The organism is Hymenobacter nivis, assembly GCF_006439025.1.
In the GTDB taxonomy this organism is placed as follows: Bacteria; Bacteroidota; Bacteroidia; order Cytophagales; family Hymenobacteraceae; genus Hymenobacter; species Hymenobacter nivis_A.
Window position 1 is genome coordinate 29,708 of the sequence record NZ_RCYZ01000015.1, and the last position, 24,381, is coordinate 54,088.

The following is a 24,381-nucleotide window of genomic DNA, read 5'->3' on the forward strand; positions in this document are numbered from 1 at the left end:
CATAAAAGTCAGCAACGACTTCCATGAATAAATTCATCCAGGGCATTATTGCCTTTTCACTCAAAAACCGGGGCTTCGTGTTCCTGATGACCATTTTGGCGGTCGTTGCGGGGGCCATCAGCTACCGGAACACGCCGATTGAGGCGTTTCCGGACGTGACGAACACCGAAATTACCATCATCACCCAGTGGCCCGGCCGCTCGGCCGAGGAGATTGAGAAGTTCGTGACGGTGCCCATCGAAATTGCCCTCAACCCGGTGCAGAAAAAGGCGTCGGTGCGCTCCACCACGCTCTTCGGGCTGTCGGTGGTGAAGGTCATTTTCGACGACGGCGTGGACGACGCCTTTGCCCGCCCGCAGGTGAACAACCTGCTGCGCGAAGTGGACCTACCCGACGGCATCCAGCCCGACGTGCAGCCGCCCTACGGCCCCACGGGCGAGATTTACCGCTACACCCTGGAGGGCAAGGACCAGACCATCCGCCAGCTGAAAACGCTACAGGACTGGGTATTGGACCGCCAGCTGAAATCGGTGCCCGGCGTGGCCGACGTGAACAGCTTCGGCGGCGAGGCCAAGGAGTACGAGGTGAGCGTGAACCCGGGCGAGCTCCAGGACTTCGGCATTACGCCGCTCGACGTGTACCAGGCCGTGCAGCGCTCGAACGTGAACGTGGGCGGCGACGTCATCAACTCGGGCCAGCAGAACTACGTGGTGCGCGGCATCGGCCTGCTCAACAACATCGACGACATCAACAACACGGTCATCAAGAACGTGAACGGCACGCCCATCCTCATCAAGGACGTGGCCATTGTGCACGAATCGGCGCTGCCGCGCCTGGGCCAGGTGGGCCGCAACTACGAGAACGACAAGCTCGAAGGCATCGTGGTGATGCGCAAGGGCGAAAACCCCTCCGAAGTCATTGCCCGCCTCAAGGACAAAGTGGAGGAGCTGAACACCAAGATTCTGCCGCCCGGCGTGCAAATCAAGACCTTCTACGACCGCCAGCAGCTGATTGACTTCTCGACCGAAACCGTGATCCACAACCTCATGGAGGGCATCATTTTGGTGACGCTCATCGTGCTGGTATTCATGGCCGACTGGCGCACCACGGTGATTGTGAGCATCATCATCCCGCTGGCGCTGCTGTTTGCCTTCATCTGCCTGCGCCTGCGCGGCATGAGCGCCAACCTGCTCAGCATGGGGGCCATCGACTTCGGCATCATCATCGACGGGGCCGTGGTGATGGTGGAAGGCCTGTTCGTGGCCCTCGACCACAAGGCGCACGAGGTGGGCATGGAGCGCTTCAACAAGCTCGCCAAGCTGGGCCTCATCAAGAAGACGGGGCGCGACATGGGCAAATCCATCTTCTTCGCCAAGGCCATCATCATCACGGCGTTACTGCCCATTTTCGCCTTCGAAAAAGTAGAAGGCAAGGTGTTCTCGCCCCTGGCCTGGACGCTGGGCTTCGCCCTGCTGGGGGCCCTGATTTTCACGCTCACGCTGGTGCCGGTGCTTACCTCCATCCTGCTGAACAAGAACGTGCGCGAGAAGGACAACTTCTTCGTGCGCGGCATCAACAACGGGGCCCAGCGCTTTTTGGCCTTCACCTACGCCCGCAAAACCATCAGCCTGCTGGTGGCCACCGTGGCGGTGGTGCTGGGCCTGGGGGCCTTCCACTTCCTGGGCTCGGAGTTTCTGCCGGAGCTGAACGAGGGCTCGATTTACGTGCGCGCCCAGCTGCCGCTGAGCATCAACTTGCAGCAGTCAAACAAGCTGTGCAACGAGATGCGGCGCGTGTTTCTGAGCTTCCCGGAGGTGGGCGACGTGGTGAGCCAGACCGGCCGCCCCAACGACGGCACCGACCCTACGGGCTTCTACAACAACGAGTTCCTGGTGCAGCTCAAGCACACCGACGCGGTGAACAAGGAGATGAAGAGCAAGGCCAACCGCGAGGCCCTCATCGAGCACATGCAGGAGAAGCTCAACCGCTTCCCCGGCGTGGACTTCAACTTCTCGCAGCCCATTACCGACAACGTGGAAGAAGCCGCGTCGGGCGTGAAAGGCTCGATTGCCGTGAAGATTTACGGCCAGGACCTGAAGGTGCTGGAGGCCAACGCCCGCCAGGTGTACGGCATCCTGAAGAAGGTGGATGGCATCGGCGACCTGGGCCTGCTGCGCAACATCGGCCAGCCCGAGCTGCACGTGGAGCTGGACGAGCAGCGCATGGCCGCCTACGGCGTAAGCAAGGCCGACGCCCAGTCGGTGCTCGAAACCGCCATCGGTGGTAAGGAGGCCTCGCAGCTGTACGAGGGCGAGCGCAAATTCCCGATCCGGGTGCGCTACGAGGAGAACTTCCGCCAGACGCCCGAGGAAATTGCCCGCCTGATGGTGCCCACCCAGAGCGGCAAAACCATCCCGATTACCGAAATCGCCACCATCAGCAGCGTGACGGGCCCCAGCTTGATTTACCGCGACGACAACAAGCGCTTCGCCGCCGTGAAGTTCAGCATCCGGGGCCGCGACATGGGCAGCACCATCGAGGAAGCCCAGCGCAAGGTGGATGCCGTGGTGAAGCTGCCCAAGGGCTACAGCATGCGCTGGACCGGCGACTTTGAGAACCAGAAACGCGCCCAGCAGCGCCTCACGCAGGTAGTACCGGTGTCGCTGATTCTCATTTTCTTCATTCTCTTCATCCTGTTCAGCAACCTGAAGGATGCCGGCCTGGTGCTGCTCAACGTGCCGTTTGCCATCATCGGCGGCATCGCGGCGCTGCTCATCACGCACACCAACTTCTCGATTTCGGCCGGCATCGGCTTCATCGCGCTCTTCGGCATTTGCATCCAGAACGGCGTAATTCTCATCTCCGTCTTCAAGCAGAATCTGGTAAAAAAGATGTCGCTCGACGACAGCATCCGCGACGGCGTGGGCAGCCGCGTGCGCCCCGTGGTGATGACGGCCCTCATGGCCACCATCGGCTTGATGCCGGCCGCCATCAGCACCGGCATCGGCTCGGAAACTTCCAAGCCGCTGGCCATCGTCGTGATTGGGGGCCTCATCACGGGCACCGTACTCACGCTCTTCATCTTCCCGCTGGTGTTCGAGCGCTTCTACCGCGCCGAGCACAGCAAGTACGTGCCCCTGGCCGAGGGCCCCTCCGAGCTGGTGGCCCATTAGGGCCCCGGCCGGCCGGCAAATGGCCAAAAAAGTAGGGGGCCCCGGGACCAAAATTGGTCCCGGGGCCCCCTACTTTTTTGGCCCGGGCTCGTATCCAAGCCCGATGAGTTTGTACCACCTGATTTACCAGAGCCAGGCGAAGCGCCTGTTCACCACCACGCAACTGGCGGCCGCGCTGCAGCGCTGGCGGCCGGCCAACCACGCCGAGCGCATCAGCGGCATGTTGCTCTGCACCCCCAATGGCCGCTTTTTGCAGGTAATCGAGGGCGAAGAGGCCGTGGTGCGCCACCTCTACTACGACAAAATTGCCCACGACCCACGCCACAGCAACTGCGAAGTGCTGGGCGAGGGGCCCATCGGCCACCGCAACTTCCCCGACTGGGGCATGGGTTTTCGCCCAGCCCAAGACGTTAACCTACAGCAAATTGTGGGATACTTTGACACCGCCAACGGCCGTTTCCTGCTGCCGCGCGCCCACAACATGCCGGCCGACATGCTGCTGCTGCTGCTGCGCTTCGTGGCCGAGTACGACGCCGAGCCCGGCCGGGACAAGCCGTCGAATTAGGGCCCCGGCGCCTGCAGCCCGCTATTTTTTGGGCGGATCCACGAAGTTTTGGAAGGCGTACGCTACGCCCAGCGTGAGGCCCTGGCTGTACTGGATGCCGCTGTCCTGGTCATAGTCGTAGAGGGCCGTGCCGTTGAGCGACACGTTTACGAAGCGCGACACCTTGGCCGTGAGCGTGAGATCGAGGCGGTGGTCGATGCGCTTGGGGTCCAGCGTTTCGTAGTTGGCAAACAGCACGTAGCGCGCCTTTAGGTTGAGGTTGGTGCTCAGGTTGCGGTCGAGCTCGGCCAGCACCTGGGCCGCCAGAATCTCCCAGCGCGTGCTGCGGCCGGGGTTCACGCCGTAGGGCGTGGCCCCCAGGGCCGGCACAAACCGCTCGACGCGGCCCACCACCGTAAGGCGCGGGGCAAACGGCGACAAGCGCACGTGAAACGTGGGGTTGGGGTGGTACTCAAACCCATAAGCGGCCGTGAAAAACGCGGGCGCAAACAGGTCCGACACCTGCTGCACGCCGGAGTCATCGTAGCGGTAGCCTGCGGCGAACTGCGAGAGCAGGTTCAGCGACACGAACATGTCCCACTTCGGGTTCAGGGCCCGGCCGTACTTCGTGTCGAGGTAGAGGCGGTCCTGGGTTTTGCGGTAGCCCAGGCCGGCCGTTTGGGAGAAAGCAAACAGGAAATCGGCCTCGTTGTCGAAGCTGTGGATGCCCTGCTTGCGGTTGGCCCGCAGGTTGGCCAGCGCACTCAGGCCCAGGGTATTCACGCCGCCGCCGCGCCAGTTGCTGCTCAGCGTGGCTTCGTTGAGGTTGAGGGCGGCCTTGGCCTGGGTGCGCCACAGCGGCTCGGCGGCCGGGGCAGCTGCGGGGGCCGGCGCGGCGGGTGGGGCCCCCGGCTCGGTTTGGGCCAGGGCGGGCGCAGCGGCTAGGGCAAGCAGAGCGAAAGCGTAGTGTGTTTTCATAAATCGAAAAATTGATATACTTGCAAATAAAAGCACTATATCGTCCACTAGCTGTATTATTTCACTACTGGTAAGCAAACGCCCCCGGCACTTCGGCAGCGCCAGGGGCCCCAAACCACCACCCCGCAACAAAAAAACCAGGGTGCCCCCTCCTGCCGGTGGGGCACCCTGGTTAGGTTTCAGCGCAGGTACGCGGCCCGCTGGGGCCCTAGTAGCAGCTGGGGCGGCTCACATCACCGGCCCTTGGCAGCCTTTGCCTTAGGCAGCAACCCTGCGGTATTCAGGAATACGGTAGGTTACGGTGGCAACCGATGCCTTTGGGGTTGACTCGCCCAAAAACAGTTCCTTCAGTACCGGAATTTTTCTGAGCACCAGCACCAGGATCGTGCTGATCAGAAAGACCACGAGCGTTACCAATGCCTTCGTGGCAAGGTCGTAACGCATTGAAATGTGTGCTTTTGCTATCACAAATTCCAATCCTTCCAAAACCATTACGTGGCCCAGGTAAACGCCGTAGCTCACCGAGCTCAGGGTAATCAACCAGCTGGGCAGTTCCAGCCGCGGGATGTTCAGCGTCAGTAGCAGCAAGCCAAACCCGCCAATCGGCAGCGCCAGGAAGTACTGCGCAAATATTTTCGGGTAGCTCACGAAAGAAGCAGAGATGGCCAATACCAACAGCGCGGCGCCCAATACGGCGTAGCCCCAGTGCGTCTGCCGCTTTTTTATCTTGGAACCCAAGTAAAACGCCATCACAGTATAGGCAATCAGTGACGGTAACGGCGTCATGCCGTAGTACTTATGCTCATAGCCCCAGATAAGGTAGATGGCAGCAACGGACAGCACAATCAGTCCTTTATTTTGATTGTTTTTATCGGCCAACAGGTAAATCCCCAGTCCGATAAGCTCCATTACTAGCAGTTGCGGCAAAAAGTATAAGTGCTCGGCACTGTCGCCGTACAGCAAAACTTTACCCAAATCAAAAGCATGGGGATTCGCAACTCCAGTTATTAAGCTTTTAAGAGTAATCAGCAGCACATAAACGGCCGACCAAACCAGAAACGGCAGCACTATCCGCTTCCCAATTTTCACCAGCGTATCCTGAATGCCAGCGTCATTGTCGGCGCTGCTTTTTTTATGAATATTGCTGATGAAAAACGCGAGTGCCGTAATATATAAGAACGGAACCCTAACGGGGCTAAAGAAATGACTAAGCGACTCAGCTGCAGCAGTATCGCTATGCACGTGAGCGCTTATAACTCCAATTGACGCCGCAACTTTAATTAAATCAAGAAGTGAGTTTCTGTGAGCAACTGATTTTTTTTGTTCCAGGTTTATTATTTGATTGGAATGCGTTTCATGACTAAACCTTGCATGAATACAATTTTTTATTTCCATAGCTTTGAAAAGATGAGAGCGAGTGTGCAACTGCCTGTTTTCATTGTTTTGGGCAGCTTTTATGAAGATAAACAAAATGGGTTCTTGCTAATCTTCACTCAAACTTCACCAGCCAATAGGCGGTGGCACACATCAAACTCACACCATTACCCCAGCTAGAGGCTAATAAATTAACAGAACCTACACATAGCCCTAATCTCTGATAAATAGCATATAACAAAAAACCTTGATAATAATTATAACTATTATTTATACTTAATCAGGATACTATTATTTTACTTATAATCAATATACATTATATATAATCTAATGGTTACTTCGCTCGTCGGATTAGCCTAAATATTGGCGCAATTGACGAATGAACTTGGTATCAGGCATCAGTGAAATTAAAAATATACCATTGCTACAAGTGGCTAAGTATCGTGCATTTGACGGGTAGACGAGTAGTTTTATTAGTAGTAGCCATCCGTCAAAAAGCTACCCATTCATTGTAATCCTGCGTGTAGCAGCCCCTACCAGCGCGTAAGCGCACGCGGCCGCCGAGGTTGCTAATGGTTGCTCATGGGCTGGCCGACGCTGGCGCCGTTAGTAACGGCGTTCAGCTCCGCGCCTTTGGGCACCCCATCGACGTAGATGTCGCTGTGGCGCGTAGTATCGGCGGGCGATTTGCGGTGGCCGTACTCGTGCTTGGTGGGGTTGATGCCGTAGGGCGTACCGTCGTGCTTCTGGCCGCAGGCCGTGAGCAACGAAGCAAGAGCGAGGAGCGTGGCGAAGGACGAGAGAGAAAGCATGGGACGACGAATAATGAAGGATTGATGAATTTATAAACTGTACGGTAAATGCCCTCCCCGGGGTGCGCCCCAGGGCCCCGTACTTTGCCGCCATGTCCGATTTTCGTCTTCGTGTGTTTGCCGCCGTGGCCCGGCACCTGAGCTTCACCAAAGCCGGCCAGGAGCTGTTTGTGAGCCAGCCGGCCGTCACCAAGCACATCCGCGAGCTGGAGGCCCAGTACGGCCAGCGGCTGCTGGAGCGGCGCGGCAACCGCGTAGCCCTCACCGAGGCCGGGCGCCTGCTGTTGGCCCACGCCGAGGCCGTGGCCGCCGCCCAGCAGTTGCTCGACGACCAGTTACTGGCCCTGCGCGACCCCGACGAGGCGGCGGGCCGCCTGCGCCTAGGGGCCAGCACCACCATCAGCCAGTACGTGCTGCCAGGGCTGCTGCCCGCGTTTCAGGCGCGCTACCCGCAAGTGCAGCTCACGTTTCTGAACGCCAACTCGGAGCGCATTGCCGACGCGCTGCTGCGCGGCGAGCTGGACCTGGGCTTCGTGGAGGGCCGCACCAAGAGCCGCGACCTGCACTATGAGTTGCTGTTGCCCGATGAGCTGGTGGCCGTGCGCCGGGCCACGCCCGGCGGGCCGCCCGCCCAGCCCCTGCCGCTGGCCGGGGCCCTGGCCCACCCGCTGGTGCTGCGCGAGCGCGGCTCGGGCACGCTGGAAATCCTGGAGTTTGCCCTGCGCGCGGCCAAAATCAAGCTCAGCGACCTGGAGGTGGCCATCTACCTCGACAGCACGGAGGCCATCAAAAGCTACCTGGAGGCGGCTCCGGGGGCCCTGGGCTTCGTGTCGCGCCGGGCCCTGAGCCGCGAACTGGCGGCCGGGCTGCTCGAAATTGTGCCCGTGGCGGGCCTGCGCCTAGCGCGGCAGTTCGAGGCCGTGTGGGTGCAGGGGCAGGTGCTGGCCCGGCCGGCCCAGCGGTTTCTGAGCTTCGCGCAAGGCCAGCTCAAGGGCCCCCGATAACAAGGCGTGATGCGGGATAACCTTTTCGCATCCAGCATTTCCAGGGCCCCGGGGCCCTGGAAATGCTGGATGCTGGGGCAATAGGGAGAGCCAGGGGGTTCGCCTGCTGCTTCGTCCCCACCGCTATGGCCCAGCACCCAACCCCGCCGACCACCGACGCGCCGGCGGCCGACCACCGGCACGCAGCAGTACGGCGATTTCGACCGCCCCGACGACCCTCGCGCGCCCCGCGCCTACCGCGCCGCCGCCAAGGACGGCTCGAACGACAACCCCGATGAGTTCAGCGAGTTCCGGGGCGAGCACGCCGCGGCCACCGAGCCCTACTGCGTATCCGAAGCCATTGCCGACCCGCGCTTGCAGCGCGGACACGCCGAGCAAAACCAGGCCCCGGCCGGCTTGCCGTGGGCGAGCCGGCCGCTAGCGTTTGGGGCGGGTTGAGCCACTAGTCAAATGTCCCACAACCGGCGTCCAGGCAACTAGTGAACCGGTTCGTTCAATAACCATTTGTTATGCTGCATAACACTATTGGATAAACAGATAGGTAGAAACCGCCGTAAATTTGCCTCAGAAACAATCCCTTCCCGCTCATGGCACTCCTGGTTCATCCTGCTGCTCCTCAAGCCTCATCCACTCCACTGGTCCTCGCGCCCACGGAGGCCGCGGCCCCCGCCGAATTCAACGAAACCACGGGCTTTTTCCGCCACCTGCACACGCCCCGCGTGGCGTTTGGGCACGGCTACACCCTGAAGCAAGTGGTGTTTGGCCTGTTCTTGGTGTTCTGCCTCACGCCCTGGGCCTCGCCGCCCGTGGCCCTGGCGCTGGGCCTGGTGCTGGCCCAAACCATCGGCAACCCCTTCGGGGCCCAAACCAAGAAAGCCACCCACAGCCTGCTGCAATTTTCGGTGATTGGCCTGGGCTTCGGCATGAATGCCCACGCCGCGGTGCAAGCCGGCCGGGAGGGCATCCTGTTCACGGTGGTGTCGATTTTCGGCACCCTGGTTCTGGGCTACTTTGCGGGCAAGTGGCTGGGGCTGGGGCGGCACGTGGTGCACTTAATATCCTGCGGCACGGCCATTTGCGGGGGCTCGGCCATTGCGGCCATCGGGCCGGTACTGCGGGCCAAAGACGAGGAGATGTCGGTGGCCCTGGGCACGGTGTTCGTGCTCAACGCCATTGCCCTGTTCGCCTTCCCGCCCATCGGCCACGCCCTGCACATGAGCCAGAACCAGTTTGGCCTGTGGTGCGCCATTGCCATCCACGACACGAGCTCGGTGGTGGGCGCGGCGGCCGCCTACGGCAGCCAGGCGCTCGAAGTGGCCACCACCGTGAAGCTGGCCCGGGCCCTGTGGATCATCCCGGTAGCCATTGGTACGGCCATGCTTTTCAAGCAGAAGGGCGTGAAAATCAAGATTCCCTACTTCATTTTCGGCTTCATCGGGGCCATGCTGCTTAACACCTTCGTGCCCGTGGCCCAGCCCCTGGCCCCCCTGATGACGCACCTGGCCAAAATCGGCCTCACCGTGACGCTGTTTTTCATCGGCGCGGGCTTATCGGCCAAAGTGGTGGGCTCGGTGGGCCTCAAGCCCTACGTGCTGGGCGTGCTGCTGTGGGTGGTCATTTCCACGGCCTCGCTCTACGTGATTCTGCACGCGGTGTAGGGGCCCCGGGCAGCCTGGCCTTGGCGGGCCAGGCCCCTAAAAATGGAGCGCCAGCAGCTCGGCCATTTTGGGGCGGGTGAGGGGCTTGCTGATGAGCCCGGCAATGGGCAGGGCCTGGAGGCGGGCCAAGTCGAGGGGGTGCAGGGTGGTGGTGAGCACCACCACCACCACGGCCGCCCGCTGGGCTGCGGGCACCTGCTGGTAGGCCTCCAGAAAGGCAATGCCGCCGAGCACGGGCATGTTTACGTCGAGCAGCACGAGCACGGGGCCTGGGGTGGCGCAGGCGCTGTCGAGCAGGGCCAGGGCCTGGGCCCCGTTTTCGGCCACCAGGCAGCGGTCGGTCACGGCCATATTCTTCAGCAGCAGCTGGTTCAGGAAGTTGGTCGTGGGGTCGTCGTCGACGAGTAGTACGCAGGAAAGCTGGGGCATACGGGGCAAATAACCGGCGGGGGCTAACCGGGCAAGGTGACGGTGAAGGTGGAGCCCACGCCCGGCTGGCTGCGCACGGCGATGGTACCGCCGGCGTTTTCCACGATTTTCTTGACCGTGTACAGGCCCACGCCGGAGCCTTCCACGTGGTCGTGCAGGCGCTGGAACATGCCGAACAGCCGGCCCTGCTGCTCGGGGCTGAGGCCGAGGCCGTTGTCCTCCACTTCGAGCAGCACCCAGCCGGCGTCGCGGTAGGCGCGCAGGGCCACCACGGGCGGCCGGTCGGGCGCGTGGTATTTGGCCGCGTTGCTGAGCAGGTTGTAGAGGATGCTGCGCAGGTTTTTGGGCGAAAAGCTGACGGTGGGCACCGCCGCCAGGTCCACCAGCAAGGTGGCGCGGGTGTCCGTTAGCAGGGGGGCCAGGTCGAGGCGAATGGCTTCGGCCAGGGCGGGCAGGTCCACGGGCTCGGGGGGCTCCGCCTGCGCGAGCTGGAGCTTCGACACGTCGGTGAGGTGCACCAGCGTTTGCTGAAAGCGCTCGACGGCCCCCTGCATCATGGCCAGCAGGCGGGGCACCAGCTCGGCTTGCAGGGCCGCCGGGGGCAGCTGCTCGCGCAGGGCCTCCAGCAGGCCTTCGATGTTGGCAATGGGGGCCTTGAGGTCGTGCGAGGCCGTGTACACGAACGTGTCCAGGTCGGCATTGGTGCGGCTCAGGCGGTCGTTGGTGGCCCGCAGCTCTTTGTTGATGGCGGCCAGCTCCTCGTTCAGCGTTTGCACCTGCGCCCGGGCCCGCACCTGGTCCGTGGCGTCCACGGCCACGCAGGTAATGGCCACCACCTGGCCCTGCTCGTCGCGCAGGGGCTCGTACACGAAGTTGAAGTGGCCCGGGGCCCCGGGGGCGTGGTAATTAAGTTGCACGGGGCGCTCCACGGCCACAAACGGCTGCCCGCTGCGCCACACCTCGGCCAGTAACTCAGGCAGGCCTTGGTCTTGCATTTCGGGCAGGGCCTCGGCAAAAGGCCGGCCTAACAGTTGCGCCAGCGGGTGGCCCAGCATCTGGGCCATCAGGGGGTTCAGGACGTCCAGCACGTAGTGGGGGCCCCGGAACACGCAAATGGCCACGGGGGCCTGCTCGAACACGCGCCGCAGCTCGCGCTGTTGGGCCTCGCGCTGCTGGCGGGCCTGCACTTGCTCCGTCACGTCGTAGGCAAACACCGAAATGCCCACCACCGCGTCGCCCTCGCGGTAGGGCTGGTAGTTGAAATTGAAGTAGGCCGTGGCGGCCGGCTGGCCCGGGGCGGGCGTGAAGCGCATGGGCACCTCAATGCCCACGTAGGGCTGGCCCGTACGGTACACCTCGTCGAGCAAGGCCACGAAGGCCTGCTCCACCAATTCGGGCAGGGCCTCGGCCAGGGCCTGGCCCGGCACCAGCCGGCCCGGAAACAGGGCCCCATAGGCGGGGTTGAAGTATTCGATGCGGTGGCCGGACTCGCGCAGCAGCAGCACGGCGGCCGGCGTTTGCTCGAACACCTGGTAGAGAGCCTCGCGCTCTGCCGCCCGGCGCTGGGCCGCGGCCAGCACCTTGGCCTGCAGGGCGTCGAGCTGCTGGCGGGCCAGCACCTTCTCCGTGGCGTCCACGATGAACGCCAGGATGCCGTGAAGCTGGTCCTGGCCGTCGAACAGCGGCTGATAGGCAAAATCCAAGTACCGCTGCTCAGTTTGGCCGGTGCGCGCGTCGTGGAGCTGGATGGGCATTTCGACGCCCACAAAGGGCTGGCCCGTGCGGTACACCTCGTCGAGCAGGTTAACAAAACCCTGCGCCGCCACCTCCGGCAGCACCTCGGCCACGGTGCGGCCTAGCTGGGTGCGGCCAGCGGCCAGGGCCCGGTACTGGTCGTTGAAGAACGTGTAGCGGTGCTGGGGCCCCGTGAGGGTGGCAATGGCGGCCGGCATCTGCCGCAGAATCTGGCGCAGCAGGCCCTGCTGCACCCGCAGCTGCTCGCGCTGCTGCTCGGCCTCGGCCAGGGCGGCGCGCACCTCCCCGGTGCGCCGCGCCACGCGGGCTTCCAGCTCTTGGTTGAGGGCCCCCAGGGCCTGCTGGGCCGCGGCCAGGGCGGCGTTGTTTACCAAAAGCTCCTCGTTGCTGGCCCGCAGCTCTTCGTTGATGGCGGCCAGCTCCTCGTTCAGGTTCTGCACCTGCTGGCGGGCCAGCACCTGGGCGGTCACGTCCGCGGCCGATGCCGTGATGCCCGAAATCTGCCCCTGACCGTCGCGCAGGGGCTGGTAGGCAATGTGGAAGTAGCCCAGCGTGGGCTGCCCGTCGCCGGTGCGGTCCATGTGCACGGGCTGCTCGCGCAGGTAGTACGGGTGGCCGGTGCGGAGCACATCGGCGAAGATGGCTTCGAAGCCCTGGCCGGCCAGGTCGGGCAGCGCCTCAAAGTGGGGCCGCCCAATGATGAGCGCCGGCGAACGGCCCCAGATGAGGCCCATTTCGGGGTTGGCCAGCGCCACGACGTGCGCCGGGCCCTCCAGAATGGCAATGGCCACGGGGGCCTGCTCGAACACGCGCGCCAGCTCGGCGCGCGCCGCCTCGGCGGTGGCCTGGGCATCGGCGGCGCGGCGGGCGGCTTTGAGCAGGGCCCGGTTGGTGGCTTCCAGCGTTTGCTGGGTGCGGGCCAAGGCCGTGTTGCTGGCCAGGAATTCCTCGTTGGTGGCTTGCAGTTCCTCGTTGGTGGCGGCCAGCTCTTCGTTGAGGCCATCGAGCTGCTCGTTCAGGACGGCGGCTTGCGCGCTGCTGGCCTCGGCCGTGCGGCGGGCCAGCACCTGCACCGTCACCTCGTAGGCAAACACGAGAATGCCGTCGATGGCCCCGGCCAGGTCGCGCCGGGCCTGGTAGGTGAAGTTGTAGTAGCGCTCCCCCAGCGCGGCACCCGAGTTGTCGTGGTCGAGCTGCACGAGCATTTCGTTGGCAAAAAACGGCTCGCCGGTGCGGTACACGCCGTCGAGCAGCTCAAAAATGGGCTGGCCAGCCAGTTCGGGCATGGCCTCGGCAATGGGCAGGCCCAGCAGCGGGCGGCGGCCCACCAGCCCCTGGTACGGGCCGTTCACAAACTGAAACCGGTGGCTGGGGCCCTCCAGCACGCAAATCATGGCCGGGGCCTGCATCAGCACGTTGTCGAGCTGGCGGCGCTGGCGCTGGGCCTCGGCGCGGGCGGTTTGCTCGCGGGCCTGGCTGGCGCGCAAAGCCTCCTCCACGGCCGTGCGGGGCTGGTCAGCGGTGTCGGTGAAACTTACCAGTAGCTGGCCGCCCACCCGCCGGGCCGCAATGCGGAAGTAGTTGTCGTAGCCGTCGGCCTGGTAATTCACGTCGAACTGGCCCGGCGCATCGCCCAAAAACGTGTCGCGGTGGAAAGCAAAGCCTTCGTTGCGGCCCGCCGGAAACTGCGCCAGGAAGGTGGCCGCGGGCCGGGCCGGCAGGCGCAGCATCCGCTGGGCAGCGGGGTTGAGGTAGGCGAAGGCCAGGTCCACCACCGCGCCGCTCGCGTCGCGCACGGGCTCGTACAGCACAATGCCCGTTAGCGAGAGGTCGAGCAGGGCGGGCAGCAGTTCGGGAGAAAAATTGGCGGGCGCAGGGGCCTCGGCAGGGGGCATAAGCAAAGGTTCAGCGGTGGCAAAGCGCTGGGCTAAGGTAACTAGCAGGAGCCGGCTGCGGGTTGCGCGGGGGCCCTGCCCCGGCGCGGCACCGCTGGCGCCAAGGCCAGGCACTGGCGCGGCCGCGCCGCCTGGCCGCTTCCGGCGCGCGGGGGCCCTGCCGGCGCCGGCTGCCAGCCGCTACTGCACAATAATTTCTACGGCCGTGATGCTGTTGATCATGTAGTTGCGGCGGTCGGGGTCGTGGCCGGTGGGCTGGGTGCGGCCGGCGCCGTCGGTGGCGCGGGCCCGCAGGGTGTAGCGGCCGGGCGCGACGGGCGGCATCCAGGCAAATTCCCAGAGGCGCCAGGCGAAGGGTACGGCGGCGTCGAGCAGCTGGGCGGGCTGCCAGGTGTGGCCATCGTCGGTGCTGACGTCCACGCGGACCACATCGCTCTCGCCCGTCCAGGCCGCGCCAAACACGCGGTAGGCCTGGCCGGCGGGCACCACTTCGTAGAGGGCCGGGCGAGCAATTTCGGCCTTCACCTGCATCTCCGCCACGGGCGTGAGGGTGGGCAAGCCGTGCGTGCGCTGCCAATATGCGTACTCCAGCGTCTGCCAGTAGCCGGCGTAGGGCACGGCGCTCACCGTCAGTTTGCTAAGCCACTTCACCGAAGCCATGCCATACCAGCCCGGCACCACCAAGCGCACCGGGAAGCCGTGCTCGGGGGCTAGGGGCTGGCCGTTCATGAGGTAGGCCACCAGCACTTCGGGCTGGCGGGCCTTGGCCAGCGGCAGGCTGCGGGCAAAGTGGATGGCGCCCGGCGACTTGGGCTCGTCGGCCACCGTGCCTTGGTCGGCGCCTTCAACCACGACTTCCAGGGCCCCGGTCTTCACCCCGGCCCGCTCCAGCAGCGCGGCTAGCGGCACGCCGGTCCAAGTGGCATTGCCCACGGCGCCCTGCTCCCAGAGCAGTCCCTTGGCCTTGGGGGCCAGCCGGGCGCGGCCGTTGCCGGCGCACTCCAAGGTGGCGGTTACGGTTCTGGCCGGTAGCTTGCGCAACTCGTCGTAGCCGATTTTTAGGGGGTTTTGCACTTCGCCCTCAATGCTGAGCTGCCAGGCGGTGGCCTCCAGCGCGGGGATGGGGAAATGGCTGCGCACGTAGAAGCGGTTATTGGGCACCAGCCACTCCTCCAGCGTAGGGAAAGGGAGTTCCAAGTTCATCGGCTCGCGCTCGCGGGTGATGAGGCCCGGGAAAGTGCTTCGGTTGGCGGCGGGCGCCGCCGCACCGTGGGGGCCCGCTGCCGGCGCCGGGCCGTCGGGCACGGAGCGGGGGCTAGTTTCGGCGCCCGGCGCAGCGTCGGCTTCGGCCAATGGATTGGTCGTTTTTTGCATGGAAGCAAGGTAGGGCGATTTGCAGCAACGGCCCGGCCGGGCATTGGTGATTCGCACGGCCCGGGGCCCTAAAAAATGGCCCCACCGCCCGCAAGCCCACGAACGCACGGCACCCCGAACGCCCGCGCCGCGCCGGCTGTTACCAGGGCCCCACCGCCACTGGCCGTACCTTGCCGGCCCCAACCGCTGCCCTGCCCGATGCCCGCCGCTGCCCCCGCCGTTCTGCTTGCCCCCGCCCCTGCCGCCACCGCCACGTTCCTGGCCGACACGGCCCGCCACCTGCTGGAGCGCTACGGCGCGGGCCCCGACGACGAGCTTTCGGAGCTGGTGGTGGTGGTGCCCACGCGCCGCGCCGTGGTGTACCTCAAGAACGAGCTGGCCCTGGCCCTGCCGCCCGGCCAGGCCCTGTGGGCCCCGCGCGTGGCGGCCATGGAAGACTACATGGTGGAGCTGGCCGGCGTGCAGGTGGAGGAGCCCATTGCCCTGCAGCTGCTGCTCTACGACATCCTGAAGGGCTACGACACGAGCCTGAACTTCGACCGGTTCGTGGGCTGGTCGGGCCTGCTGCTCAACGACTTCTCCAACCTCGACCAGAACCTGGCCCAGCCGCGCAAGGTGTTCGAGTACCTTAGCCAAGCCAAGGCCCTGGAGCGCTGGAAGCTGGAGGCCCTGCCCGAGCGCAGCCACCTGGCGGGCCGCGCGTTCAGCTTCTGGGACCAGCTCGAAAAGGTGTACCGCGAGCTGAAGCGCCGCATGTTGGCCCAGCACCTCGCCTACCCCGGCCTGGCCTACCGCTTGGCCGTGAAGAAGTTGCAGAAGCGCCTCGACGCGCTGGACGCCGACCCGGGGGCCCCGGCCGTGGCCCGCCACGTGTTCGTGGGCCTGGGCAACCTGTCGAAGGCCGAGGAGAAACTCATCCGCCTGCTCTACCGGGCCGGGCGCGCCGAGCTGCGCTTCGACGGCGACCCGTTTTACCTCGCCCCCGACTCGCCCAACCGCGCCGGCCAGCACCTGCGCCAGTACGCCAAAAAGTGGGACCTGCCGCTGGGGGCCCTGGGCGGCGGCACCGAGTGGCTGCGCGGCCACGCCCACCACGTGCGCCTGCTGGGCGTGGCCAACCCCAGCATGCAGGGCAAGCTGGCCGGCCAGCTCCTGGCCGAAGCCCGCCGCGACTACCCCACCGCCACCGTGGCCGTGGTGCTACCCGACGAGACCCTGCTGCTGCCCGTGCTCCACGGCCTGCCGCCCGACGCCGTGCCCGCCTACAACGTGACGATGGGCCTGAGCTTCCAGGCCACGCCGCTCTTCAACCTGGTCGATTTGCTGTTCGAGGTGCACCTCACCGGCATCCGGGAGGGCAGCGCCGAAACCGGCTACGGCGTGCCCCGCTACCACCACCTGGCGGTGAGCAAGCTGCTGGCCCACCCGTTTTTGCGCCGCTACCAGCTCTGGCTCAACCAGCAGCCCGACGAGCAGTACCACGGCATATTGGACCACGTGTGCCGCGAAATCGTGCGCCTGAACGCCGTGCTGCTGCCCGCCACCGACTTGCTGGCCCTGGGCAAGCACCAGCCGCTGCTCGAAGCCCTGTTCCAAACCTGGAACAACTGCGACGACATCATCAAGGCCTGCTACGCGCTGATTGACCTGCTGCACCAGGTGTACGCGGCCGAAAAGCCCAGCCCCGACCACGAGCCGGCCCTTGGCGCCGAGTACTTGTACCTGTTTTATACGCTGGTCAAGCAACTCGATTCGGCCTTTGATTGCCGCGAGCAGCGGCTGTCGGTGGCCTCGTTCCGGCGGTTTTTGTACGAGCAGATGGGCCGCACGCGCCTGCCCTTCGCCGGCGAGCCGCTGGCCGACGTGCAGGTGATGGGCCTGCTCGAAACCCGGGCCCTGGACTTTGACCACGTCATCATCCTGAGCTGCAACGAGGGCGTGCTGCCCGCGCCCAAGCGCCAGCAGTCGCTGTTCCCCTACGACGTGCTCCAGGAATTCGGCCTGCCCACCAACGTAGACGCCGAGGCCGGCACGGCCTACAACTTCTGGCGCTTGCTGCAACGGGCCCAGCGCGTGGACTTGGTGCACGTGCTGCCCGGCGCCGAGGGCACCAAAAGCGGCGAGCGCAGCCGGTTTTTGCTTCAGCTCGAAAACGACCTGCGGCCCCAAAACCCGCTGCTGACGGTGGACGACCTGACCGTGGCCGTGGCCGACACTGCCGAAGCTACCGCCAGCTACGCCGGCGACTTCGTGCTGGAGAAGGACGAGGAGTTGCTGGGGGCCCTGCGCGGCGTGCTGGAGCGCAACATTTCGCCCTCGCGCCTGAACGACTTTCTGGCCTGCTCGCTGCGGTTTTACTTCTCCAAAGTGGCCCGCTTCCATCAGAACGAGGAGGTGGAGGAAACCCTGGAAGCCAGCAGCTTCGGCACGATGGTGCACGCGGCGCTGGAGAACCTGCTCCGCCCCTTCGAGCAAGACGCCCGCGCCCTCACCGAAGCCGACCTGCCCGCCCTGCTCGCCCAGGTGCCCGCCGAGGTAACCAGGGCCCTGCGCCAGGACGACACCGAGCGCTACGCCCGCCCCGACGAGGGCCTCAACCACGTGTACGGCCAGGTGGCCGCGCGCCTCGTGGCACGCTACCTCCAGGGCCTGCCCACCCGCGAAGGCCTGCCGCTGCGCCTGTTCAGCCTCGAAAAACCCCTGGCCGCTACCGTATTCGTGGACGTGCCCGGCGCGGGCGAGCTGGCCGTGCGCCTCTTCGGCATGGCCGACCGCGTGGACCAGCTCCCCGACGGCCGCCTGCGGGTGGTGGACTACAAAACCGGCCTCGTCGATGCCAACGAGCTAAACCTGAGTGGCTACCGCAACCGCTACTCGCCCGCCGAAGCCACCGAGCGCCTGCTTACGGAGGCCAGCAGCAGCGCCGATAAGGTGCGCCAGCTCTGGCTCTACCGCTTCATGCTGGCCAGCACCGAAAAGCGCGAAACCGCCAACACCGCCATCGTCTCGATGCGCAACCTCGACGCCGGCCTGCTCTCCGCCGACTTGTCGTTTCTGACCAGTGAAGGCCAGGATTTCGTAAAAACGTCCGAGGAGTTAATCACGAAAATCGTACTCAAAATCCTCGACCCCGCCGAGCCCATCCGCAAAACCGACGACTTCGCCAAGTGCGAGTTTTGCGACTACCGCGGCATTTGCGCCCGGTAGCTTTTCTTCCCAGCCTGTTTCATCCCGCCCCCTGGGGGCCCCATTGCCTTCTTTTATGTCCGACCAAAACACTGCTGCTAAAGACGAATTCATGCAAGCCGCCATCGACGAAGCCCGGATGGGGCGCGCGCAGGGCGGCATTCCCATCGGCTCGGTGCTGGTGCGCAACGGCCAGCTCGTGAGCCGCGGCCGCAACAAGCGCGTGCAAGAAAACAACGCCATCAAGCACGGCGAAATGGACGCGCTGATGAACGCTGGCCGCCAGCGCACCTACCGCGACACCGTGCTGTACACCACGCTGATGCCCTGCTACATGTGCGCCGGCACCATTGTGCAGTTCAAAATTCCGAAGGTCGTGGTGGGCGAGTCGCGCACGTTCGGCGAGTCGAAGGAATTCCTGGAAAGCCACGGCGTGGAGGTCGTCATCCTCGACTTGCAGGAGTGCGTGGATTTGATGAACGAGTTCATCGCGGCCGAGCCCACGCTCTGGAACGAGGACATCATGGAGCTGTAGGCCAGCCGGTTGGCTTGCGAAAATTAGGGCCCCGGCGGCCCGGCTTCAGTGGCCGGGCCGCCGGGGCCCTGGTGCTTTACGGGGCCCCCGCCTGCTTGGAAAAGGAGGCGCTGCGCAAGCTCCGCAGGAACCTGGCGGCGGCAGAACCAGTATGAAGGGCATCATTCATTTCAGATTTAATTACATGAAACGGATATTATTAGCGGCAGTCGTGGCATTGTCGCTGGGCGCCACGGCCTGCGCCCCCACCGTGAACGTGGAGCAACGCGCCAACGTCGATTTCACCAAGTACCGCACCTTCGATTTTGCCGACATGAAGGTGAAAACCAACGGCGACGACAACCCGCTGCTGCACAGCCCCATTGCGCAGGACAAAATCAAGCAGGCCATTGCCGGCGAACTGGTGAAGCGCGGCTTGCGGCAGACGGAAGGCCGGCCCAACCTGCTCGTTACCACCCACACCTACGTGGAGCAGGCCGAGCGCACCGTGTACAACACCCAGCCGGGGTACGGCTACGCTTATCCCTACGCCGTGTCGTACCGCGGTGGTTTCCTGCCCATTAACTACGGCTACTGGTACACGCCCAGCTACTACCAAACGGCGCATACCGAGCAGTATAACGAGGGTACACTGATCATCGACTTCATCGACGCCCGCACCAACAACCTGGTGTGGCGCGGCTCCATTGCCGACCCCATCAGCGACCCCGGCCGCCTGGGCACCGAGTTCAGCCGCGTGGCCAAGGACATCCTCGACAAGTTTCCGGTTGCGGAAAAGAAGTCGTAGGGCCCCAGGGGGCCCCGCCGGCTTGCCCGCTTCGCGTGGCAGCCGGCGGAGCTTCTTGGCGGATAATTGACTTGACGGGGCCCCGGGTTGGTGTAAGGCTGCCGGGCCACGCGGCGGGGCTGCTGAACCGAATCCGGTTTTGCGCAGGCGCCCCGCGGCAAAGCTGGGCGTAGCTCGGTGCCCCGCTGCGTTGCCCGATACCCATCAACCCACTCCGTTCCCACTACTTGTGGCTACCCAACCGCCCTTCCCCCCCGCCCCGAGCCGCGTCGATGGCCGCCTGAAAGTGACCGGCCAGGCCCGCTACGCCGCCGAGCACCGCGTGCCCGGCTGCACCTACGGCGTGCTGGCCACCAGCGCCATCGCCCGGGGCCGCATCAAAAGCATCGACACCAAGGCGGCCGAACGGGCCCCGGGCGTGCTGGCCGTACTCACGCACCTGAATTCGCCCAAAGTGCCGGCCTATGGCAGCGCCACGGCCAACCACAACGACCGGGTGGAGGGCCAGGAAATTAAGATTTTTTACGACGACCAGATCCACTTCAGCAACCAGCCGGTGGCGCTGGCCGTGGCCGAAACCCTGGAGCAGGCCCAGCACGCCGCCGCCCTGGTGCGGGTGCGCTACGAGGCGGCCGCGCCCCAAACCGACCTGGGGGCCCACTTGGCCGACGGCCAACTGGCCAAGCAGGAGCCCGACTACCTGCGCGGCCAAGCGGGGGCATACGCCGGGGCCCCGGTGCACATTTTTGCGGAGTACCGCATGCCCATTCAGGTGCACAACCCGATGGAAACCCACGCCGCGGTGGCCCTGTGGGAGGGCGAGCGGCTGACAGTGTACAACAAAACCCAGGCCCCCAAGCTGGCCCAGCAGGACCTGATGCGCATGTTTGGGCTGTCGGAAAGCCAGGTGCGGGTGCACTCGCCGTTCGTGGGCGGGGCGTTCGGGGGGGCGTCGCGCATTTGGCCGCTCGAGGTGGCGGCCATTTTGGGGGCCAAAAAGGTGGGCCGCCCGGTGCAGGTGATGCTGGGCCGCGAGCAGGAATTCAACATGGTGGGCTACCGGCCCAGCTCGGTGCAGCAGGTGGGCCTGGGGGCCCAGCACGACGGCACGCTGGTGGGCATCACTCACCTGGGCCACGGCAGCAGCTCGCGCTACGAGCTGTTCGCGGAGCGCATGCTGCACCCCACCAAAACCGGCTACGCCTGCCCCAACCTCGACGCGCGCTACCGCGTGGTGCCCCTCGACCTGAGCACGCCCTGCTGGACGCGGGGCCCCGGCGAGGCCAGCGGCTCGTTCGCCATCGAGTCGGCGATGGATGAGCTGGCCTACGCCCTGAACATGGACCCGCTGGCCCTGCGTCTCAAGAACTTCGCCCCCGCCGACCCCGAAAAAAACCTTCCCTGGAGCAGCAACCGCCTGCGCGAATGCTACGCCCAGGGGGCCGAGCGCTTCGGCTGGAAGCAGCGGCCGGCCGCCCCGCGCACGATGCGCCAGGGGCCCTACCTGGTGGGCTGGGGCATGGCCATGGGCATCTACAAAGCCGAGCGGGCCCCCGCTACCGCCCGCGCCCTGCTGCGCCCCGACGGCACGCTGCTGGTACAAAGCGGCACCGCCGACGCGGGCCCCGGCACGGCCACGGCCATGACGCTGGTGGCCGCCGCGGCGCTGGGCATTGCCCCCGATAAAATCACGTTCGAGCTGGGCGACTCGGCCTTGCCGCCCTCGGCGGGTCAATTTGGCTCGCACACCATGGCCTCGGTGGGCACGGCGGTGCACGCGGCTTGCACGGCGCTGCAGCAGCAGCTCAGGGCCCTGGCGGTGCAAACGGGCCGCTCGCAGTTTGGCCCGGCCAGGGTGGAAGATTTGGTGGCTGAGAACGGGGCCCTGTACGAAGCCCGCGACCCGGGCCGCCGCGTGCTTTTCACTGAACTGTTGCGCCTCCACGGCCTGCCGGGCCTGGAGGTGACGCAGGAGGCCAAGCCGGGCCCCGAGGCCAAGGAAAATTCGGGCAAATCGTTCGCGGCCCACTTTGTGGAGGTGCTGGTGCACGCCCGCACCGGCGAGGTGCGCGTGGCGCGGGTGGTGTCGGCCATCGACGCGGGCCGGGTCATCAGCCCCAAAACCGCCCGCAGCCAGGTGCTGGGGGCCGTCACGTGGGGCATCGGCATGGCCCTGATGGAGGACGCCGTGCTCGACCACCGCTACGGCCGCTTCGTGAACCACAACCTCTCCGAGTACCACCTCGCCACCCACGCCGACGTGCCCGCCATCGACGTCATCCTGCTCGACGAACCCGACCCCGTGCTCAACCCCATCGGGGCCAAGGGCTTGGGCGAAATCGGCCTCATCGGTTTCGCCGCCGCCGTGGCCAACGCCGTGTTTCACGCCACCGGCATCCGGGTGCGCGAGCTGCCCATTACGCCCGATAAGCTGCTGGGCGGCGGCGTGAGCTAGCTCAACGGTTGACAAGAATAGGGGCCCCGGAACGCAGTTTTTCGCGTTTCGGGGCCCCTATTCTTGTCAACCGTTGGTTCGCCGCTATCCTAGCTACCCGCCGTTGCGCGGGTCGGGTTTGGGCTGCATTTCGTAGTCGTGCGGGGGCGTGGCGCCGGCCAGGTTCTGCACGAAGTAGTCCCAGCGGCGGCGCATCATGTAGGGCGAGTCGGCGCCGTAGCCGTGGGCGGCGTTGGGGAACACCACCAGGTCGAAGCTCTTGTTGGCTTTGATGAGCGCGTCCACCACCAGCATCGTGTTGACGGGCGGCACGTTGTCGTCCATCAGGCCGTGGGCCAGCATCAGCTTGCCTTTCAGGTTCTTGGCCAGGGGCGCGTTGGCCTGGGCGTCGTAGTTGCTGGTGCCGTCGGCGTTCTTGGTGAGCAGGCCGATGTAGCGTTCGCCCCAGTCGTCCTCGTAGTTGCGGTTCTCGTGGTTGCCCGACTCCGAGATGCCAACCTTGAAGAAATCGGGGTAGCGGAACATGGCCGCCGCCGTGGCGTAGCCGCCGCCCGAGTGCCCCCAGATGCCGGCCCGCTCCAGGTCGATGTACGGATATTTCTGGGCCAGCTGCCGCATGCCCGTTACCTGGTCGGCGAGCGTGTTGGCCTCCATGTGGCCGTAGCAGGCGTCGTGGTAGCTCTTGGCGCGCAGCGGGTTGCAGCTGCCTTCGATGACGACAACCACGAAGCCCAGCTCGGCCAGCGCCTGGTTGTCGTTGCGCGCCGCGCTGAACGACCAGTTGCCCACGCCGCCGCCCTGGGGCCCCGGGTAGATGTAGTTGATGATGGGGTACTTCCGGGCCGGGTCCAGCGTGCTGGGCGTGAACATCAGGCCGTAGAGGTCGTCGCGCCCGTCCTGGTCCTTCACGGTGATGGGCGTGGGCGCCTTCCAGCCGGTGGCGGTGAGGCGGGAGATGTCGGTTTTTTCCAGCGTGGCCAGCAGCTGGCCGTCGGCGCTCCGCAGCGTGGTGGCGCCGGGGCGGTCGGGCTGCGAGTAATTATCCACGAAGTAGCGGCCCGAGGGCGACGGCTCCACGCGGTGGTTGCCGGCTTCGGGCGTGAGCAGCTTCAGCCCCTTGCCGTCGAAGCCCACGCGGTAGAAGTGGGTGAAGTAGGGGTTGCCCGGCTCGCGCCCATCGGCTAGGAAGTAGAGCTGGCGCTTCTGCTCATCCACGCGCAGCAGCTGCGTCACCACGTAATCGCCCTTGGTAATCAGGTTTTTGACCTTACCATTGGCGGCGTTGTACAAGTACAAGTGGCCCCAGTTGTCGCGCTCCGAGTACCAGATGGCCTCCTTGGTTTTGGGCAGGTAGCGCCAGTTAATGGCGCGCTGGCCCGACTCGTACTGCGTGGGCACAGTTTCCTCAAACACCTCCCGCACGGCCCCGGTGGCGGCGTCGGCCACCCGGAACTTCTCCTGCTTGTGGTCGCGCGAGGTGGACACGAACGCCAGCTGCGCGCCGTCCGGGGCCCAGTCCACATCGTCAAAGGTGCCGCTGCTGGAAATATCATCGGAGAGCGAGCCGCGGTGCGGGTCGGGCGGCACTTGCAGGCGCACCACCCGGGCCGGGCTCACCTCCACAATCACCCGCTCAATGGTGGCAATGTCCTGGTCGCCGGGCAGCGGGTACTTCCACGTTTTCAGGGTCGGCCGGCCCACGGCGGTGGGCACCAGGTACGCATCGCTCACCCGGCGCTGGTCTTGCCGGAAGGTGGCAATTTTGCGCGAGTCGGGCGACCATTCCAGGATGGGCTTGTCGCTGTGGGTCCAGCCGGCGTTGTCAGTGGCGTAGCCGTAGTTGGGGGCCCCGTCGGTGGTGAGCGGGGTGGCCTGGTTGGTTTTCGTGTCGCGCACCCACAGGTTGTTGTCCTTGATGTAGGCCGCCAGCCGCCCGTCGGGCGACGCAATTTCGTTGGCCGCGTTGGGGCTGGGGGCCCCGGGCGCGGGCGCGGCGCTCACCTGCCCGCTTGCTAGGTCGTACTGCCAGCTTTTGCCTTTCACGGCAAAGGAAACCGACTTTTCATCGGGCGAAAACGTGATGCTGCGGAACGGCAGCCGGGCCCCGGTGTATTGCTGCCCAGTGGCGGCCGACAGCGCGGCGGCCAGCCGGGCCTGGTCGAAGGCCGGGGTGCGGGTGCGGCGGGCGGGGTCTACCAGCACAAACTCGCTGCCCTGGGCCGTCAGCGTGCGGTACCAAAACCGGTCGTTGGCCAGCCAGTGTGGCTCCACGGGGCCGTGGTCTACCAGCGGCTGGGTGTTGTAGGCCAGGGCGCGCTCGGCGCGGGCGTAGTCTTGGGCCGTGAGGGCGGGCAGCGGCTGGGCCGCGGCCGCAGCCACCGAAAAGCCCCCCGCGGCGAGGGCCAGGAAATACTTGTGCATG

15 protein-coding genes are annotated in these 24,381 nt (G+C 65.2%); 8 read left to right on the forward strand and 7 right to left on the reverse strand.

Annotated features, from left to right (window positions below; all coding sequences use genetic code 11):
- Positions 1-23 precede the first annotated feature (23 nt).
- Positions 24-3,173, forward strand: a complete 3,150-nt coding sequence (locus EAH73_RS22145) for an efflux RND transporter permease subunit (RefSeq protein ID WP_140469616.1) — start codon at positions 24-26, stop codon at positions 3,171-3,173.
- Positions 3,174-3,276: 103 nt separating this feature from the next.
- Positions 3,277-3,738 (forward strand): BLUF domain-containing protein, encoded by a 462-nt coding sequence (locus tag EAH73_RS22150; protein WP_161599652.1) that lies wholly within the window; start codon positions 3,277-3,279, stop codon positions 3,736-3,738.
- A 21-nt stretch (positions 3,739-3,759) separates the two neighbouring features.
- Here the strand turns inward: EAH73_RS22150 and EAH73_RS22155 are convergent, their stop codons facing one another.
- The 3 genes from EAH73_RS22155 to EAH73_RS22165 all read right to left on the reverse strand — a co-directional run bounded on the left by EAH73_RS22155 (position 3,760) and on the right by EAH73_RS22165 (position 6,881).
- Complete coding sequence (locus EAH73_RS22155; RefSeq protein ID WP_140469618.1) at positions 3,760-4,695, reverse strand: DUF3078 domain-containing protein; 936 nt, start codon at positions 4,693-4,695, stop codon at positions 3,760-3,762.
- A 258-nt stretch (positions 4,696-4,953) separates the two neighbouring features.
- Complete coding sequence (locus tag EAH73_RS22160) at positions 4,954-6,165, reverse strand: acyltransferase family protein (protein ID WP_161599653.1); 1,212 nt, start codon at positions 6,163-6,165, stop codon at positions 4,954-4,956.
- A 473-nt stretch (positions 6,166-6,638) separates the two neighbouring features.
- Positions 6,639-6,881 (reverse strand): hypothetical protein, encoded by a 243-nt coding sequence (locus EAH73_RS22165; protein ID WP_140469620.1) that lies wholly within the window; start codon positions 6,879-6,881, stop codon positions 6,639-6,641.
- A 92-nt stretch (positions 6,882-6,973) separates the two neighbouring features.
- On the opposite strand from EAH73_RS22165, the gene EAH73_RS22170 reads away from it, so the two are divergent.
- Positions 6,974-7,885, forward strand: a complete 912-nt coding sequence (locus EAH73_RS22170) for a LysR substrate-binding domain-containing protein (protein WP_140469621.1) — start codon at positions 6,974-6,976, stop codon at positions 7,883-7,885.
- A gap of 587 nt (positions 7,886-8,472) precedes the next feature.
- Positions 8,473-9,543 (forward strand): YeiH family protein, encoded by a 1,071-nt coding sequence (locus EAH73_RS22175; protein ID WP_140469622.1) that lies wholly within the window; start codon positions 8,473-8,475, stop codon positions 9,541-9,543.
- A 36-nt stretch (positions 9,544-9,579) separates the two neighbouring features.
- Here the strand turns inward: EAH73_RS22175 and EAH73_RS22180 are convergent, their stop codons facing one another.
- The 3 genes from EAH73_RS22180 to EAH73_RS22190 all read right to left on the reverse strand — a co-directional run bounded on the left by EAH73_RS22180 (position 9,580) and on the right by EAH73_RS22190 (position 14,996).
- The gene (locus EAH73_RS22180) at positions 9,580-9,972 is read right to left on the reverse strand and encodes a response regulator (protein ID WP_140469623.1); all 393 of its coding nucleotides are present in this window, start codon (positions 9,970-9,972) and stop codon (positions 9,580-9,582) included.
- Positions 9,973-9,995: 23 nt separating this feature from the next.
- The gene (locus tag EAH73_RS22185) at positions 9,996-13,622 is read right to left on the reverse strand and encodes a PAS domain-containing protein (protein WP_140469624.1); all 3,627 of its coding nucleotides are present in this window, start codon (positions 13,620-13,622) and stop codon (positions 9,996-9,998) included.
- A gap of 180 nt (positions 13,623-13,802) precedes the next feature.
- On the reverse strand, positions 13,803-14,996 hold the full coding sequence (locus tag EAH73_RS22190; RefSeq protein WP_140469625.1) for a sulfite oxidase: 1,194 nt from the start codon (positions 14,994-14,996) through the stop codon (positions 13,803-13,805).
- Between the two features lie 198 nt (positions 14,997-15,194).
- Between EAH73_RS22190 and EAH73_RS22195 the strand changes: the two genes are divergently transcribed.
- From EAH73_RS22195 to EAH73_RS22210, 4 genes are all read left to right on the forward strand, one after another.
- Positions 15,195-18,203: a PD-(D/E)XK nuclease family protein gene (locus tag EAH73_RS22195; protein ID WP_140469626.1), complete on the forward strand. Its 3,009-nt coding sequence runs from the start codon at positions 15,195-15,197 to the stop codon at positions 18,201-18,203.
- Between the two features lie 55 nt (positions 18,204-18,258).
- Positions 18,259-18,717 (forward strand): nucleoside deaminase, encoded by a 459-nt coding sequence (locus tag EAH73_RS22200; RefSeq protein WP_140469627.1) that lies wholly within the window; start codon positions 18,259-18,261, stop codon positions 18,715-18,717.
- Positions 18,718-18,901: 184 nt separating this feature from the next.
- Entirely contained in the window at positions 18,902-19,504 is a 603-nt protein-coding gene (locus EAH73_RS22205) for a DUF4136 domain-containing protein (RefSeq protein WP_161599654.1), read from the forward strand.
- A gap of 229 nt (positions 19,505-19,733) precedes the next feature.
- Positions 19,734-21,959 (forward strand): xanthine dehydrogenase family protein molybdopterin-binding subunit, encoded by a 2,226-nt coding sequence (locus tag EAH73_RS22210; RefSeq protein WP_140469629.1) that lies wholly within the window; start codon positions 19,734-19,736, stop codon positions 21,957-21,959.
- Between the two features lie 93 nt (positions 21,960-22,052).
- Here the strand turns inward: EAH73_RS22210 and EAH73_RS22215 are convergent, their stop codons facing one another.
- The gene (locus tag EAH73_RS22215; RefSeq protein ID WP_140469630.1) at positions 22,053-24,380 is read right to left on the reverse strand and encodes a S9 family peptidase; all 2,328 of its coding nucleotides are present in this window, start codon (positions 24,378-24,380) and stop codon (positions 22,053-22,055) included.
- Between the last annotated feature and the right edge of the window lies 1 nt (position 24,381).

Excerpts from the sequence above, each read along its gene's own strand:
- EAH73_RS22165 (WP_140469620.1), bottom strand. The coding sequence starts at position 6,881 with ATGCTTTCTCTCTCGTCCTTCGCCACGCTCCTCGCTCTTGCTTCGTTG.
- EAH73_RS22155 (WP_140469618.1), bottom strand. The coding sequence starts at position 4,695 with ATGAAAACACACTACGCTTTCGCTCTGCTTGCCCTAGCCGCTGCGCCC.
- EAH73_RS22175 (WP_140469622.1), top strand. The coding sequence starts at position 8,473 with ATGGCACTCCTGGTTCATCCTGCTGCTCCTCAAGCCTCATCCACTCCA.
- EAH73_RS22190 (WP_140469625.1), bottom strand. The coding sequence starts at position 14,996 with ATGCAAAAAACGACCAATCCATTGGCCGAAGCCGACGCTGCGCCGGGC.
- EAH73_RS22215 (WP_140469630.1), bottom strand. The coding sequence starts at position 24,380 with ATGCACAAGTATTTCCTGGCCCTCGCCGCGGGGGGCTTTTCGGTGGCT.
- EAH73_RS22205 (WP_161599654.1), top strand. The coding sequence starts at position 18,902 with ATGAAACGGATATTATTAGCGGCAGTCGTGGCATTGTCGCTGGGCGCC.
- EAH73_RS22145 (WP_140469616.1), top strand. The coding sequence starts at position 24 with ATGAATAAATTCATCCAGGGCATTATTGCCTTTTCACTCAAAAACCGG.
- EAH73_RS22180 (WP_140469623.1), bottom strand. The coding sequence starts at position 9,972 with ATGCCCCAGCTTTCCTGCGTACTACTCGTCGACGACGACCCCACGACC.
- EAH73_RS22200 (WP_140469627.1), top strand. The coding sequence starts at position 18,259 with ATGTCCGACCAAAACACTGCTGCTAAAGACGAATTCATGCAAGCCGCC.
- EAH73_RS22170 (WP_140469621.1), top strand. The coding sequence starts at position 6,974 with ATGTCCGATTTTCGTCTTCGTGTGTTTGCCGCCGTGGCCCGGCACCTG.
- EAH73_RS22150 (WP_161599652.1), top strand. The coding sequence starts at position 3,277 with ATGAGTTTGTACCACCTGATTTACCAGAGCCAGGCGAAGCGCCTGTTC.
- EAH73_RS22185 (WP_140469624.1), bottom strand. The coding sequence starts at position 13,622 with ATGCCCCCTGCCGAGGCCCCTGCGCCCGCCAATTTTTCTCCCGAACTG.
- EAH73_RS22195 (WP_140469626.1), top strand. The coding sequence starts at position 15,195 with ATGCCCGCCGCTGCCCCCGCCGTTCTGCTTGCCCCCGCCCCTGCCGCC.